We start from the raw sequence: 15,173 nt of genomic DNA, 5'->3' as shown, positions 1-15,173 counted from the left end.
AGGAAATCTGGTTAGGGGATGTAATACGCTGCCTGCAAATCAACCCCGTAGGTGCGGCATAATTGGCTGAGTTCTTTCGTCACGTTCGGATCAAATGGGATACCGTTTTCCATGCGTTCTTGCTTTTTTCGGCTCTCGATCTCTCCAGGTATGAAAATTTCGAATACCCCTTCTTTCGTAGGCACACTTTTCACTTCACGAATGTATGCATCCATATTGGTGCAGAAATCGGACAGTGGCATAAATCGTTCAATATCCACCGTCAAGAATAGATGTCCAACGTTTTGTGGATCGTTCCAATTGTCATACAGGCTTTTTACATGTGGTCCCGTTGCTGCACCCGTTAGCAGCCCACACAAGATATCAATGAACATTGCCAATCCATAACCCTTTGCCCCTCCGATCGGCAAAAGTGAACCTAGCAAGGCTTGTGCGGGATCAGTCGTTTCCTTCCCAGTGGGATCGATGGCCCAATCGGCAGGAATTGTTTCCCCTTTTTTAACGGCTAAGGCGATTTTTCCCCTGGCAGCGACACTCGTAGCCATATCTAACAAAAAGGATGGCTCTTCCCCTGCCGGTATTCCCACTGCAATTGGATTTGTTCCGAAAAAAGGGCGAATCCCTCCTGTAGGTGCTATTGCTTCGGGTGCATTGGAAAGGACAAGAAGAATTTTCCCTTCTGCGATCGCTCGTTCTGCATAATACGAACAGGAGCCAAAGTGGTTGGAATGACGAACGCCAACTACCCCGATTCCCATCTGCCGTGACAATTTGATCGCTTCCTCCAAAGCCACCACCCCGACTACCGCACCCAACTGGTTTTTGCCGTCTACCAACGCTGTTGCTCCCTCCTGTTTCCATATCACTGGTTCATCGTTCAATTCGATCAAGCCTGCTTCGATTCGTTGGATATAAATCGGCAGCCTCGCCAAACCATGGGACTCAATACCTCGCAAATCAGCATGGACGAGAGATTCTGCGACAAGCCTTGCATGCTTGCGTCTGGCACCTGCCTGTACAAGCACCTCTGTTACAACTTGTTCCAAACGCTTCCAATGAAAGAGTGCAGGGTGCATCTTCTCTTTTTCCCCTCCTTCATCGCTGTTCTGTACTTCGCCTGCTTCCTAATCTGAATATAGATATGTCACCCGCTGTTTGACCGCTACAGGCATTGACCCAGTTCAGCCGACGATACCAACGGAAAAAGGAGCTCCCGATATTGGGGCTCCTTTTTCCGTGTTACTCCTATTTATAACTGGCCAGTATTGTGATGATCTGGTCCTGCATCTTGGTAAACAGCTCTTCATCCTCGACATAACCATTAAACATAATCGAAACGATGAGCTTCTCCCCGCTTTTGGTCGTGATATAACCCGACAGTGTGTTCACACCCGTCATCGAACCTGTTTTCGCATGAAGATTATTAGCGGCGGGGGTGTCCTTCAAGCGGTTTTTTAGCGTACCGTCCATTCCCGCTATGGGTAAAGATTCATCAAAAGTGGCAAATGTCGATTCCTTGGTCATTCCCTCAAGGACGGATGCGATCTGCCGAGCAGAAATAAGATTGTAGCGTGTCAATCCTGATCCATCCATCATGTCGAAGGTGGTATTCCCGCCGAGCGAAGATACGGTTTCCATGACGACCTCTGCCCCAGTCGCTGCGCTCCCTTTCCCTTTCTTTGCAGCTCCGAGCGACTTGAGGAGCATTTCGGCGTAGTAATTGTCACTGCGCTTGTTAAGATACTGAACGATTTTCTTCAACGGCAGTGACTCAAATTGTGTCCATTTCACTGCTGATGGAGGAACGGGCTGGATCAGCACTTCACTTTTCGGAGCAAACGCAATTCCTTGCTGCTCCAACGTTTCCTTCAGCACGGTCCCCACGTACTTGGCTGGCTCCTCCACAGGTACCCGCTCGTAATCCCCTTCGTGATCGAGCGGGAGGTTCCCTGACAGTCTAATGGTATTTGTTCCACGGTCACGCAGGATAGCAAACGTATTTTCTTCCCCTTTTTGTACAGTCTTGGCTTCATTAATCACTTGCACATACGCTGTTTTGGGAAGCACGTTGATTTCCACTCGTTCGCCAGCATCGTTTGCGGGCTTGAATTCGATCATGACCGTTCCACGGTTCATTGCTAGAGCCCCAATGGTCGGGTTGTAATAGTAGCTCTCGTCATCCCATGCCCAGCCGAGGCCAAGCCGTTGCTGGTCAAAGTAGCTGTCATCCATCACGAGATTCCCGTTTATACGCGTGATTCCCTGTTGCTTGAGCCACCCTGCTATTTTTTCAATGGACACACCTTCCTGCACTTGTAGCGCATTCTCTGTGTGCAAAGTAGGGTCACCGTATCCTTTCACATACAGATTGCCTTGTTGTACGCCCGTAGAGAGGATCGGAGCGTCTCCATACACTTCCGTTTTGAATACGTAATCCGAACCAAGCTGGTTCAATGCTGTGGCAGTCGTCAGCAGCTTCAGATTCGAAGCTGGGGTAAGCAGTGTGTCCGCATCCCGTTCGTATAAAACAGGGTCATCTGTTGAATCTAACGACTTGACCATGATTCCAGCCGTTACACCTGCTGCTTCCGGCGTGTCGAGGATGGGATCGATTAAAGAAGAGAGCGGGTACGTCTTTTTCTCTGGAGGGCTGAATCCTTCCGGAGCTGCGACATCCGGGTAGGTTGTTAACAAAATTCCGATTCGATCCTGTAGCTCCCTCGCATACTTCGATTTATAGATGCCGTTGATCAAAATCGAAAAGGCCAGCTTATGACCATTTTTTGCCGTTACATAACCCGACATGGTATTGACTCCGCTTAACGAACCTGTCTTAGCAAACAAATTCTTTTCCGCACTCGTTCCCTTCATGCGGTTTTTCAAGGTGCCGTCCACTCCTGCGATTGGGAGTGATTTTTCCAGTTCGGTTCGATATTCTTGCTCCTGCAAAAAGACAAGGGCTTCGATCATCTGCTCTGGGGTGATCATATTAAATCTCGATAACCCCGAGCCATCTACCTGACGGAAGCCTGACTCAATGCCAGCGCGCTTCATCACGTCCGCTACCGCTTCACTGCCTGCTTCAAAGCTCCCCTCGCTTTTCTGGGTAACCCCCAGCGTCTTTAGAAGCATCTCGGCATAGAAGTTGTCACTATTCTTGTTAAGCTCCACCGTGATCTCACCCAACGGTTTGGACAAGTGGGTATAGAGCGGTACTCCGCTTTGCAGTACAGTTTTTTTCACTTCTGTCTTCGGATGTATGGCAATCCCTTGTTTCTGCAACTGATCCTTCCATAGATCGCCCACGTACAAAGCTGGATCTTCCATCGTGACATCTTCATCATAAGGGGCTGCTTGTATCCCGATCGTACCGGATACGATGATTTCATTTGTTCCGCGCGGACGCTCGACGAGCACGTTGCTCTCCTTGCCCGCTGTCGTTTTCAACTGGTTTGTGACTGTTATGTATGTGGTAGCCGGATTCAAGGTCAGGACGGGGGCGTCGTTCACGGTTTTCCCAGGGGTTGCGGTTAGCGTCGTAAAGTTTTTATTTACGGCTAATCCACTGACCTGAGCGCTGTACCCGTACGGTTCGTCATCCCACATCCAGCTCGTACCCAATCTGGTCTCATCAAAATAGCTGTCATCGAGAAGGAGGTTTCCATTGATTCGTTTGATCCCCAAATCTTTGATGGCTTTTGCCATTTGCTGCAAATCCTCTGAGGTCAGGCTAGGATCGCCATAGCCTTTTACTATCAAATCTCCTTGCAAAATGCCTCCGTTATTTACCTTTCCTGAAACAAACACCTCCGTCTTCCACTGATAATCCGGCCCCAGCTTATCCAGACCTGCAATTGTCGTAAACAGCTTCATGTTGGAAGCCGGGATAAAATTACGTTCGGCATTGTGCTTATATACGTACTTTTTGTCGGTTAGATCGTAAACCGCAATTCCAGCGTACATCCCCTTGCTATTCTCATCGTTTTTCAAATCGGAGAGGAATTTTTCTATGCTGAGTGCAAGAGGACTAGAAGAAGCAGCCTCTTCCTTGGCTAGCGCAGGCGAAGCTGCTACCTGCAACAAGAGAGCCAACACGAAAAACCACGTACCGACACGTCGAAAAGCAAACAAATGATTCATGATAACCTCCTTGTCATAGTCTGGGCGATTTCAACCAACAAATCACAGTACGCCATCATGATAGCACGTATTCTATTTATTCGGAATATTACCATTATACTAAAAGTCTACAGGCATGAACGATACTCATTCCGCTCATAATACCTTCAAGACTTCTTTCGTTTGGAGGAAATGGGTCCATGTTCTATCGATTGCTACTCTGTCTGTCGCTTCTCTGCGCCTTTTCATTCCCCGTCCATGCCCAAACCGACATGGGACGTGTCCAAGTAGATCCCTCAACGTATCCTTCTCTTGCGGAGCTCGTAAAAAAGTCAGACTTGATCGTTATCGCCTGGGTAGACAGTGCCCACCGGGAGCATCCAACGGGACGCACGATTCCCCAAGGCAAGATTGTGAACTACACACAAAACCTTCAGGTAAAAACGGCCATTAAAGGCTCGTCGTCCAGACTATTAACGGTAATTAGCACTGGCGTAGAGCCGCTGCCCGATGCCTCCAGTCCGCTCAACCTGCAATATCCTGGACCGTTGTCGGAAGGGAATTATTTGTTGTTTTTACGTAAAGTGAGCGGATCACACCTGTACAGTACAGCAGGGCTCTGGCAAGGCGTCTATCCCATCTATCAAGGAAAAACGATTGCTCTTTCCAACCTTGGTTTTACCGAGCTGAACCAACTGTCACAAGAAGAAGCCATCCGAAAAATAACAGCGATATCCCGCTAGCGTCACAGCAAAAAACCGCTCTCGTATACGAGCGGTTTTTTGACGTTTCCATCATGTGCTGTTAGTTGCGCATCACGTAGATGAAAATCACCATAGACACAGCACAAGCGAGTACGCTGAGAATAAACCCCCAGATCACCCATTTGCTATTCGTCTTGTTTATGTGTTTGTCGTCCATGGAAACTTCTCCTCATTCAAGCATTCACCTTCTATTATAAGGTTGTTTGACAAGAAAGGGAAACCGTTAATGTAGCGAAAACTGTTAAAGACCTGCACTCGTAAGACGGCGAATCCCCAGTGCACAGCCGCTCGTCACGAACAGGACACACATGACGACAAACGCCCCCAGCTCTCCCAGCGACAAACTCTCTTGACTGAGCACGCCCATGCCAATCGTTAAAAGCGACAGAGGAAAAAACATCCCCAGCCCAGACACATACAAGCCCAACCCTACAAAAACAGTGCAAACACTAATGCCGACAGGTACAGCAAAGCTCTGTATCCGCGTGGAAAGCCATAGTTGGAAGGCGACGATGGCAAGCGAAGCCAGCCAGCCTCGCATGATCCATCCAAACACCTCTGGAGGAAACGAAAAATGGGCATGTAGTCCAGCGATGAAACCCGCGCAAATATACAGCACCAAGAAGAAAAGCTGTACAACAAAAAGGAGAACACCAACCACCACCAGCTTCGCGAAAAAAATCGTTGGCCTATGTACAGGCGCTGTCAGTATCACGTTCCAGTTACGGTTTGCATGCTCCAGTCTGCACACGAACGAACAGCAGATCGCGATGAGAATGGGCAAGAAAAATTCACCGTAGAACAAGCTCACCTGCGTCCACAGGCTGTACCAGCCATTTTGCAGGATCGCTTGATTCATCCAGTAGTTGGCGAAACCGATCAGTGTACTGAAAACAGGAAGCACAAGCAAAACAAGCCATATACGAGAACGGCGGAGTTTTACCCATTCCGCTCCCAAACATCTGATTACCATACGAGATCCTCCCTACACGTCTTGCCGGGATACGTGAATGCTCCCAGCAAGATAAAATGCGATGCCCATGAGTACGACGATGATCGGCAAATGAACGCCGATTTCACGGGTAGTAAATAACATGGTTTCATTTACGAATTGATACGTAACGGGCGAAAAGTCTACATAATACGACCAGATGAAAAGGCGTCCAATTTGTGGCGGAAACAAGCTCGCCGTCATGCCAATGAAGCCCCCGATCATCCCGAGGCATAGGCTGAACGACTGGTTTTTAATGGCGAGAGAGAACCATTGTTGCAGAGCAATCACCACGAGATTCGTCAGCGTAGTCCCTGCTACCAATCCGAGTAATAGGCTAATCGGGACTGGCTCTGCTAAACCATAGACAATACCAAATGCAACGATCGCCAATATCTGTAGAATGACGGCACCTCCCATCAAAACAGCCGCAGAGACGAATTTTGCTGCATAAACCGCTTTTTTGCTGACAGAAGCAGCCAACAGCAGCTTCCATGTACGCCCTTTATGTTCCATATCACAAATCCGTGAAACAATGACAGCCGAGCCGATTGGCAAAAACAATCCGTTCATGGCTGTAATCGTGACCAGAATGGCGCTCCACTTCGCGGCATCCGGATTTTTTGTCATGGAAATACTGACAGCCATGAACCCCCATGCCAGTTCGATACTCAAAAGAATGGCAAGCATGAGAAACAAACGCTTATGTCGAATTTTATAAAATTCTAACCAGAGTGTCCTCATTACAAGCTCCCCTCCTTGCCTGTAAGGGAGAGGAAAATGCTCTCCAAGCTTTGTTTGTGCACTTCAATGCGATGAACATCAAAACCCGCCATAATCAGCGCCCGGTTTGTCTGCGCTACCTCCCTATCATTCATGCCTTCCATGACAAGGTATCCATCTTGGAGACTTGGAGAAAGCTCCATATCTTGAAGAACTCTTCTCGCTTTTTCATTGTCCTGCGTTTTCATCCAAACATGAGGCTGACTGTTGCGTTGCAGCTGCTCCATACTCCCTTGGAAGAGTAGCTGCCCCCCGTGGATAATGCCGATGGACGTAGCCACTTGCTCGATTTCCGAGAGCAGATGGCTGGAGAGCAGCACGGTCATTCCATACTGGTGTGGCAACGATTGGATCAATTCCCGAATTTCACCGATTCCTGCTGGGTCCAGTCCGTTTGTCGGTTCATCGAGGATGACGAGCCTTGGAAAATGCAGCAAAGCCATGGCAATTCCCAGTCGCTGCTTCATCCCAAGCGAATACTGATCTACCTTTTTGTTCTGTTGTTTTTCCAAACGGACGATTTGCAAAGCTTTCTCTACATGTTTGTCCGGGACATCTCGCAGCCGCTGCATGACGCGCATATTTTCCAGGCCGGTAAGATGACCGTAATAGGAAGGAGCCTCGATCAAGGAACCCGTCTGACTCAAAATCTCAACTCGGTTCCTGCTAAAATCCTTCCCGAATACAGATACACTCCCTTCAGTCGGCTTGACTAATCCTAGCAGCATTTTAAGAGTCGTCGATTTTCCTGCACCATTTGGACCGAGGAAGCCATAGACCTCCCCTTCTCCTACCGCTAGATTCACCCGCTGGACGGAATAGACTTCTCCATAGCGCTTTGAAAGGTTTTCCGTTTGAATCACCGTATTCATCTTTTCTCGCTCCTATCTATTGGTCTCTCCTACGAATCATAGAGTCCCAACCCGTCGATAAGCTGACAAGAATCTTACGACAACCTTAAATCGACTCAGAGTGGGTAGAACACACAAATCAAGCGAGTATAATGAATACGGGTGATTCAATATGGAAGAGTGGAAACAGAAAAAAGTGCTCATCGTGGAAGATGAGCTAGAAATCAGAAATATGATCGATGGATTTTTGCGTAAGGAAGGATTCTCTCGTATTTTTCATGCGGGTAGTTGTAAAGAGGCGTTAGTGATATGTGCTTCGGACAAGCCTGATGTCGCGATCCTGGATGTCATGCTTCCAGATGGAGATGGATTTGGACTTTTGACTTCGATTCGTCGTTTCTCGCAAATCCCTGTCATTTTTCTGTCAGCGAGAGGGGAAGATGAAGATCGATTGCTCGGACTTGGCCTTGGTGCTGACGACTATATCGTGAAGCCATTTTTGCCGCGCGAGCTCGTTCTTCGTCTCCTGGTCATTTTACGACGCGTTTACGCTCCTCCCCAAATCGATCGTCTGCCCGTTTTCCAGCTTGGTGACAGTACAGTCGATTTGGAGGCGGCCATCGTGACGAGAGATCACCACGAATACGCATTGACTGCCAAGGAACACGCCCTCTTACGAAAACTCTATGAAAACCGGGGACGAATTGTCACGAGCGATGCCCTGTGCCAATCCGTCTGGGGTGACGATTACTACGGGTATGAAAACACGTTGATGGTTCATATGCGGCGCATTCGCGAAAAGATCGAGCCATGTCCGTCTACCCCTGAATATTTGCTGACAGTAAGAGGACTCGGATACAAATTACTCGTAAAGGAAGAGTCGTAGATGGATGGAGCCGCACAAATATTACGTCGTTATACAGGTGCTTCTATCCTGATTGCCTTCTTTTTGCTCATCGTCAATTACATCATTCTCGGTACATTTGTTTTCAAAGGCATGAACGAGGGCTCTTCTCCCGTCCACGTCACACAAACTGTCGCAGAAGGTCTTCACCAGAACGGTTCCCACTATACGTTGGAGCCAAAAGCACAAGAATGGTTGCAAAAAAGCCAGGCTTGGGCCATGCTGATTGCAAACGATGGGAAGGTCATCTGGGACTACGCCATACCAGACCAATTGCCCCGCGCCTATTCTCTGGCAGAAGTAGCGCAGTTCTCGCGAAATTACTTACAGGACTATCCTGTTTTTGTTTGGGAGCATGAGAGAGGGCTAGTCGTCGTGGGCTACCCGAAGGACAGTCTCGCCAAGTACCAGTTTCATTTCCCGATCAGTTGGATAAGCGATTTACCGTATCGATTACTGGCTTTGCTTTTCGGAAATGTACTGCTCGCTGCTCTTCTCTCTCTATTCATCGGTTCTCGACTCATTCGGGCAATCCGCCCATTGATTAGCGGAATTCACGCTCTGTCAGAAGATCAGCATACTCATGTCGAGGCAAAGGGAATGTTCAGCGGGATTGCTAGAAGCATCAATCATGCATCGTCGCTTCTGCAAGAGAAGAACGCTTTGCTAAAAGCCAGAGACGAAGCACGCTCGAACTGGATCGCTGGAATTTCCCATGATATACGCACGCCATTATCGATGGTGCTCGGGTATGCCAGTGAATTGGAAGAGAGCGATGCGGTGCCTTTCGAGCAGCAGCAAAAAGCAAGTATCATTCGAAAGCAAGGGGAAAAGCTCCGGTCTTTGGTCAGCGACTTGAATCTCGTTTCCATGCTGGAATACGAAATGCAGCCCATTCATACCAAACCGATTCGGCTATCGACACTTGCGCGGCAAATTGTCACTGACTTTTTGAACAATGATTTGGCAGAGACTTTTACCATTGAGCTGGATGTCACGACTGAGCAATGCTTCGTAATGGGCGACGAAAAACTTCTTGTCCGCGCCATCACGAACCTGCTCCAAAACAGCATCGTGCATAACCCTTCAGGCTGTCACATCCACGTGCAAACGACCCTGTCGCCCAACCAGCGCAATGCTCTTCTGATTATCACTGATAACGGAAAAGGCATTGAGCACAGCATGCTACCTGATTTGGTGGAATTGCCTTATTCGTCAAAAAGAAAATCTACCTTACACAATGGTCATGGTCTCGGTATTCCTATGGTTGCACGTATTGCTGCCGCTCATCATGGACACCTGCTGTTAACAAGCGATACAGGAAAAGGGATGACAGCAGAACTTTGTTTCCCCCTCTCCTCCTAAAAGGAAGACATCATAGAGAAAGCACCTCCTCTGTCTCGCCAATGGAGAGTAGACTCCCAAGAGCGAACAAAGGGGGTGCTTTTTACTGATTACTTCACGAGATCGCGCATGATCTCTTCTGCTTTGATGTCAGTTGTTATCAGCTTCTCTTTTTTCATCCAATCAATCAGTGTTTGCCAAGATTCGGCCGTCTGGTATCCAAAAGGCTTTTCTCCCGCATCCATCAACGGAATGAGGATATCCAAGCTCTTGGTCTCAATGTCTTTTTCCAGCGGGAAATCCGTAGCCTGTTTGGTAAACAACAAATCGAGTGCCTTTTCCTTATTATTTTTCACATAGTCCTGTCCCTTGCCAATCGCACGCAGGAAACCTTCCACAGCTTTCTGTTTTTTGCCCAAAGTCTCGTCACTTGTCGCCAATACGAGCTCATAGTAGTCTGGAACACCAAACTCAAAAGGCTTGAACACATTGACTGGAACGCCGTGCTTCTCCAATATCGGTTGCTCATGGTTGATATAGCCACCTACCACTGCATCGACTTTTTTTGCCGTCAACGCTGGGACGATGTCAAAGCCGATATCCGTGAAGGTCAGTCCGGAATCATCGCCACCACCATGCTTCACAACTTGACGTACGATCGATTCATCAAGTGGAAGTGATGGATAACCGATATTTTTTCCAGCCAACCTCTGCGGAGTATCGATTCCACTGTCTTTGCGCGTCATGATCACGTTTAACGGATGACGAACAAGTGCACCTACAGATACGACAGGGACTCCTTCGGCACGAGCTTGGATGAGCTGTGGTTGATAACTGATTGCCAAATCTACTTTGCCCGCAGCCGCCATCTTCAACGGATCATTGCTGTCTGAAGGCATTTGCATGGTCACCTTGAGGTTCTCGTCTTTGAAGTAGCCTTGCTCCTCAGCGACATACAAGAAGGAATGTACAGCATTCGGATACCAATCGAGCGCAATGGTAAGCTCAGTCGGCTCCGCTCCTTTATCAGCAGGGGCTTGCGTCTGACCAGCATCGGTGCTCGCCTGATTGCCGCAAGCAGCAAGACCTGTTGCTAATGTGAGTGCCATAAATGCTTTCGTCCATTTGTTGAAAGGTTTCATTGTTGTTCTCCTTTGATTTTCATATGCGGGGAAAAATGACGTTCGACTCGTCCAGCCAGCCAAAACAGCAGCATGCCTAGAATCGAGAGCAACAGGACCGAGGCAAACAACGCGGGAGCCTGAAAATTGCCAGATGCCCGTCTGCCAAAGTACCCGAGTCCCTCGCTCGCTCCCAGCCATTCCCCAATCGTCGCCCCAGCTACACTGTAAGTAGCTGCCACTTTGAGACCACTGAAGAAATGGGGTAAGCTCGACGGGAGTTGCAGCTTGGTGAAAATTTGTCCGTTCGTTGCCCCCATTGTTTTTAACAGCTGGAGCATTTCCTTGTTTGTTGAGCGAAGTCCATCATACGTGTTGACGACGATCGGAAAGAAAGTAAACAGAATCGTAACAGCGATTTTTCCAGATAAATCATACCCGAACCACAAAATGAATACGGGTGATAATGCTATAAGGGGGATCGTTTGGGAGATGACGATATACGGATAGACCAAGCGCTCCACAATCCGACTGCGAATCATCGCAAATGCAAGGGAGATTCCAAATACAATCGAGATCGATAGCCCCAGTAACACTTCCTTTAACGTCGCCCAAAGATGTATGCCTACTAAAGAGGTACGTAAATCCCACAACGATACGACCACAGCGCTAGGCGGCGGTAAAATGAATGGCGGCACTCCGAAGAAGCGACAACCAGCTTCCCACGCCAAGAGAAAAATGGCAATGGAGATGCCAAACCAGATGCCTCTCCCCATCATGCTTCTCTCCTCAACGGCTTCATTGCTGCTTGGCGATCCTGTCGAAGCAGTTCCCAAATTTGTTCACGCAATGCCAAGAATCCGGCTTGGTTGCGACTGCTCACCGTTCGTGGTCTGCTCACCTGAACGGTTAATTCGATCGGCTTAGTGATCGGACTACCTAAAAGCACAATAATACGATCTGCAAGTAAAATGGCTTCGTCGATGTCATGTGTAATCATCAGCATCGTACTGCCTGTTTCCTGCCACTTTTCCATCAGCCACTCTTGCATGTCCATTCTCGTAATTCCATCCAATGCACTAAACGGCTCATCCAATAGCATCATCTCTGCACCAGAAAACAACGCGCGCAAAAAGGAAACTCGCTGACGCATTCCACCAGAAAGCTGGGCTGGATAGCTGTCAGCCCAATCCTGAAGCCCGTACCTAGGCAGTTGTTGTCTGACACGCTCATGCGCTTCTTTTTTCGTCATACCTTTGATTTCTAGCGGCAAAGCTGCATTTTCGACAATCGTACGCCATGGCATGAGCAAATCGCGTTGGGGCATATAGCCGACCTGCCCCAAACGATTTGCTACCGGTACACTGCCGAGCCTGATTTCGCCTTGTCCCGGCTCAAGAAGACCTGCGATGAGTTGAAATAAAGTGCTTTTCCCGATCCCGCTCGGACCGATCAAGCTGACGAACTCCCCTTTTTCCACACGCAGATCAAAATGATCGAGAATCTGCTTGTCGCCATATGAAAAGCTGACGTCGGCGAAAGCTAGTTGTTCTCCCACGGCCACATTTCCTCTCTGTAGGACATGTCCCAGAACATGTACTCCATTTTGGAGGTATTGACAAAATACTCTTCCATCCTGGCCAGCTCTTGCTCGCTCTTTCCTTCCGCCAAATGATTCATGATCTCAATCAGCCAGATCGCCAGTTGCCCAAACTCATCGGAGCTGTACATGCGTACCCACTCCCCGTACAGTTCGTGATCCAGCGCCCCTTCTACTTGAGCCAAACGCTTGCCGATCTCCCAATAACTCCATGTGCATGGGAGTAGTGCACTCACCAATTCTGCCAACGAGCCTTGATGAGCGACACGCAGCATGTAGCTCGTGTACCCGAGCATTACAAACGAAGGCTCTGTTGCTTCCAGCTCCGCGCGAGAGATACCAAAGCGCTCGGCATACTGGCGATGCAGCTCCATCTCTGTGTTCAGCGTTGATTCTTGCAAAGCGGCGAATCTGGAGCTTGTTTCCAGATCGTACGCCTTCACACTCGCAATTGCGAACATTTTGGCGTAATCAATCAGATAGATGTAGTCTTGTTTCATGTAATATTTGAATGCACCAACGGGCAGGCTGCCATCTCCAAGTCCGGTGACGAATGGATGTTGATGAACACGCTCCCAGATCGGGGCTACACTTTTTCTCAATCGATCAGTAAAGGTTGCCATGCGATACTCACTCCTTCGCTTCCTTTGGGGTATTGCACCAGTTGGCAATAAAACGGGCCATGATCTGGGCAAAATGAACAAGCTGGTCAGGATCAATGGATTCATCTACGGCATGTGCATGCATGAGCTCACCGGGCCCGAATAATACAGCCGGAATGCCTGCATGCGCAAACCAGCCTGCATCTGTCACCGTAGGCGACATAGTTACACTGGGCGCTTGATGCATGTGACTTTCATAGGCAGATTGCAGCGCTGCCAAGCCCGGATGCTTCGTATCCAACTCCAGTGAAGGAAAGATTTCACCGCGCTCCTCAATCATCGAACGTCCACCCCAGCGGAATGTCGGAGGATGGTCTCTCAGCCAAAGATCAGCTGCTGCTACACGCCCGACGTGATCCTCGATCTCTCGGATGATCTCTTCATGGGATTCATTCGGATAAAAGTGAACGGTAATCCAGAGAGCGCAACGGTCTGCGATGAACGCAGCGTGACGACCTCCCTCGATGACTGCGGGATTGATCGTATTGCTGCCTGCCGGGAAGCCGGGATAGGACTTCATGACGGCCCAGTCCCGTTCCAGCTCCTGTAGTGCGGTGATCACCTTCGTCATTTTTTCAATGGCAGAAGCTCCCCGGACACGTCCGCCTGCATGAATGGTCTGTGCGCGCATTCCGTCATGCAGCGTCGTCGGACTCTCAATCGTGATCCAGCCTGTAATGACACCGCCCTGCCCTTGCATGTGGAGATTGCTCGTATCCACTACAACGGCGTAGTCAGCCTGATAGCCACGCTCGATAGCGACCAATGTCCCCGCTTCGCCTGCTTCTTCTCCGATGACGGATTGAAAGAGCAGATCACCGTGGAGCTCGATTCCGTGCTCGCGCAGCATTTGGATCGCAAACATGCTCGCTGCGAGTCCACCTTTCATATCAGCAACGCCACGGCCGTACAAGCGTCCATCCTTGCCATGTGTCAGAGCAAAGGGTGGATAGGTCCACCCCGTGTCATCTCCAACTTCAGCCACATCGATATGCCCGTTGACAATCAAGCTGTTTGCCTGTGTAGAGGCACTCCCTGATAACCGACCGACGATATTGTCGTCTCCTGGATATACCGTCCAGCGATCGACCTCGAATCCTATCGCTTGCAGTCTGTTGGCGATTACTCCTTGCGCGGCGTGGCTGTTTCGCGCGGGAGGACTTACAGTCGGATGAGAAACGAGCTCTGCCAATAATTCGAACAGCTCTTCTTTGCGGCTGGCAATCGATTCTACCGCTTCTGTCAGTCGATCCACGCTACTCAATCATCCCTTCAGTCGGGCTGCTTGCGGACGCGTAACGTTTTTTCGCGATACGGCCTGCCAGGAATCCTTTGCGACCTGCTTCTACTCCGAGCTTCATCGCTTCTGCCATCAAGACAGGATTATCAGCGAGGGCGACTGCTGTATTCAACAAGACACCGTCAGCACCCAGCTCCATCGCTTTCGCGCAGTCTGCTGGAGAGCCGATTCCTGCATCCACGATAATCGGTACTTTGGCATCCTCGATGATAAAGCGGAGATTGTTTTCGTTGACAATCCCTTGTCCGGAACCAATTGGTGACGCACCTGGCATAACCGCATGTACGCCAACCTCTTGCAGATGTCTAGCAAGAATCGGATCATCATTGGTGTAGGTCAGTACGATAAAGCCTTCTTCCACCAGGATTTTCGAAGCCTCGAGCGTGCCAATCGGGTCAGGGAGAAGTGTTTTCGGATCTCCAATGACTTCGACCTTGATCATGTCACACAGGCCAGATGCTTTGGCCAAACGGGCAATGCGCACCGCTTCTTCCGCTGTATAGGCACCTGCTGTATTTGGTAGCAGGGTGAATTTTTTCAAATCGAGTTGTTCCAAAAAGTTTGGTTCTTGCGGATTTTCCAAATTCAAGCGACGAATCGCAAAGGTCAAAATTTCTGCTTCCGACACCTCTACTGCTTTCCCTTGTGTGTCCAAGTCAGCGAATTTACCTGTCCCGAGAAGCAAACGGGAACGAAACTCGTACGGTCCAATTTTCAATGTATCCATCATGATG

At 49.2% G+C, this 15,173-nt stretch carries 14 protein-coding genes; 3 read left to right on the top strand and 11 right to left on the bottom strand.

The window, feature by feature from the left end:
- Positions 1–11: 11 nt before the first annotated feature.
- Positions 12–1,076: an Ldh family oxidoreductase gene (locus AB432_RS15345; RefSeq protein ID WP_048033017.1), complete on the bottom strand. Its 1,065-nt coding sequence runs from the start codon at positions 1,074–1,076 to the stop codon at positions 12–14.
- 169 nt (positions 1,077–1,245) lie between these two features.
- Positions 1,246–4,140: a D-alanyl-D-alanine carboxypeptidase/D-alanyl-D-alanine endopeptidase gene (gene dacB, locus AB432_RS15340; protein ID WP_048033016.1), complete on the bottom strand. Its 2,895-nt coding sequence runs from the start codon at positions 4,138–4,140 to the stop codon at positions 1,246–1,248.
- Positions 4,141–4,319: 179 nt separating this feature from the next.
- Here dacB and AB432_RS15335 point away from each other — a divergent pair, with 179 nt between their 5' ends.
- Positions 4,320–4,862, top strand: coding sequence for a hypothetical protein (locus tag AB432_RS15335; protein ID WP_048033015.1), 543 nt, complete (start codon positions 4,320–4,322; stop codon positions 4,860–4,862).
- A gap of 262 nt (positions 4,863–5,124) precedes the next feature.
- Here AB432_RS15335 and AB432_RS15330 read toward each other — a convergent pair whose 3' ends face one another.
- Genes AB432_RS15330 through AB432_RS15320 form a run of 3 tightly spaced genes read right to left on the bottom strand, consistent with a single transcriptional unit; the run spans position 5,125 to position 7,529 of the window.
- Positions 5,125–5,856, bottom strand: a complete 732-nt coding sequence (locus tag AB432_RS15330) for an ABC transporter permease (protein ID WP_048033014.1) — start codon at positions 5,854–5,856, stop codon at positions 5,125–5,127.
- A gap of 12 nt (positions 5,857–5,868) precedes the next feature.
- Complete coding sequence (locus tag AB432_RS15325) at positions 5,869–6,618, bottom strand: ABC transporter permease (RefSeq protein WP_048033013.1); 750 nt, start codon at positions 6,616–6,618, stop codon at positions 5,869–5,871.
- Complete coding sequence (locus AB432_RS15320) at positions 6,618–7,529, bottom strand: ABC transporter ATP-binding protein (protein ID WP_048033012.1); 912 nt, start codon at positions 7,527–7,529, stop codon at positions 6,618–6,620. The genes AB432_RS15325 and AB432_RS15320 overlap by 1 nt, the downstream gene beginning before the upstream one ends.
- Before the next feature lie 151 nt (positions 7,530–7,680).
- Between AB432_RS15320 and AB432_RS15315 the strand changes: the two genes are divergently transcribed.
- Positions 7,681–8,394 carry a response regulator transcription factor gene (locus AB432_RS15315; protein ID WP_048033011.1) on the top strand — a complete coding sequence of 238 codons (714 nt, stop codon included), beginning with the start codon at positions 7,681–7,683 and terminating at the stop codon, positions 8,392–8,394.
- Positions 8,395–9,777: a sensor histidine kinase gene (locus tag AB432_RS15310; protein WP_048033010.1), complete on the top strand. Its 1,383-nt coding sequence runs from the start codon at positions 8,395–8,397 to the stop codon at positions 9,775–9,777.
- An 89-nt stretch (positions 9,778–9,866) separates the two neighbouring features.
- Here the strand turns inward: AB432_RS15310 and AB432_RS15305 are convergent, their stop codons facing one another.
- Genes AB432_RS15305 through AB432_RS15280 form a run of 6 tightly spaced genes read right to left on the bottom strand, consistent with a single transcriptional unit; the run spans position 9,867 to position 15,169 of the window.
- The gene (locus AB432_RS15305) at positions 9,867–10,898 is read right to left on the bottom strand and encodes an ABC transporter substrate-binding protein (protein ID WP_048033009.1); all 1,032 of its coding nucleotides are present in this window, start codon (positions 10,896–10,898) and stop codon (positions 9,867–9,869) included.
- Complete coding sequence (locus tag AB432_RS15300) at positions 10,895–11,653, bottom strand: ABC transporter permease (protein WP_039961545.1); 759 nt, start codon at positions 11,651–11,653, stop codon at positions 10,895–10,897. The genes AB432_RS15305 and AB432_RS15300 overlap by 4 nt, the downstream gene beginning before the upstream one ends.
- Complete coding sequence (locus tag AB432_RS15295; protein WP_048033008.1) at positions 11,653–12,435, bottom strand: ABC transporter ATP-binding protein; 783 nt, start codon at positions 12,433–12,435, stop codon at positions 11,653–11,655. The genes AB432_RS15300 and AB432_RS15295 overlap by 1 nt, the downstream gene beginning before the upstream one ends.
- Positions 12,420–13,100 carry a thiaminase II gene (gene tenA / locus AB432_RS15290; protein ID WP_048033007.1) on the bottom strand — a complete coding sequence of 227 codons (681 nt, stop codon included), beginning with the start codon at positions 13,098–13,100 and terminating at the stop codon, positions 12,420–12,422. Before tenA ends, AB432_RS15295 begins: the two co-directional genes overlap by 16 nt.
- A gap of 7 nt (positions 13,101–13,107) precedes the next feature.
- Complete coding sequence (locus tag AB432_RS15285; protein WP_048033006.1) at positions 13,108–14,403, bottom strand: acetylornithine deacetylase; 1,296 nt, start codon at positions 14,401–14,403, stop codon at positions 13,108–13,110.
- On the bottom strand, positions 14,396–15,169 hold the full coding sequence (locus AB432_RS15280) for a thiazole synthase (RefSeq protein ID WP_048033005.1): 774 nt from the start codon (positions 15,167–15,169) through the stop codon (positions 14,396–14,398). The genes AB432_RS15285 and AB432_RS15280 overlap by 8 nt, the downstream gene beginning before the upstream one ends.
- Positions 15,170–15,173 lie beyond the last annotated feature (4 nt).

The organism is Brevibacillus brevis (assembly GCF_001039275.2).
In the GTDB taxonomy this organism is placed as follows: Bacteria; Bacillota; Bacilli; order Brevibacillales; family Brevibacillaceae; genus Brevibacillus; species Brevibacillus brevis_C.
The sequence above is the reverse complement of the archived record's forward strand: the minus strand, read 5'-3'. Positions and strand labels throughout refer to the sequence as shown.

Coding starts and splice junctions, on each gene's coding strand:
- AB432_RS15345 (WP_048033017.1), bottom strand. CDS start 1,076: ATGCACCCTGCACTCTTTCATTGGAAGCGTTTGGAACAAGTTGTAACA.
- dacB (WP_048033016.1), bottom strand. CDS start 4,140: ATGAATCATTTGTTTGCTTTTCGACGTGTCGGTACGTGGTTTTTCGTG.
- AB432_RS15335 (WP_048033015.1), top strand. CDS start 4,320: ATGTTCTATCGATTGCTACTCTGTCTGTCGCTTCTCTGCGCCTTTTCA.
- AB432_RS15330 (WP_048033014.1), bottom strand. CDS start 5,856: ATGGTAATCAGATGTTTGGGAGCGGAATGGGTAAAACTCCGCCGTTCT.
- AB432_RS15325 (WP_048033013.1), bottom strand. CDS start 6,618: ATGAGGACACTCTGGTTAGAATTTTATAAAATTCGACATAAGCGTTTG.
- AB432_RS15320 (WP_048033012.1), bottom strand. CDS start 7,529: ATGAATACGGTGATTCAAACGGAAAACCTTTCAAAGCGCTATGGAGAA.
- AB432_RS15315 (WP_048033011.1), top strand. CDS start 7,681: ATGGAAGAGTGGAAACAGAAAAAAGTGCTCATCGTGGAAGATGAGCTA.
- AB432_RS15310 (WP_048033010.1), top strand. CDS start 8,395: ATGGATGGAGCCGCACAAATATTACGTCGTTATACAGGTGCTTCTATC.
- AB432_RS15305 (WP_048033009.1), bottom strand. CDS start 10,898: ATGAAACCTTTCAACAAATGGACGAAAGCATTTATGGCACTCACATTA.
- AB432_RS15300 (WP_039961545.1), bottom strand. CDS start 11,653: ATGGGGAGAGGCATCTGGTTTGGCATCTCCATTGCCATTTTTCTCTTG.
- tenA (WP_048033007.1), bottom strand. CDS start 13,100: ATGGCAACCTTTACTGATCGATTGAGAAAAAGTGTAGCCCCGATCTGG.
- AB432_RS15280 (WP_048033005.1), bottom strand. CDS start 15,169: ATGATGGATACATTGAAAATTGGACCGTACGAGTTTCGTTCCCGTTTG.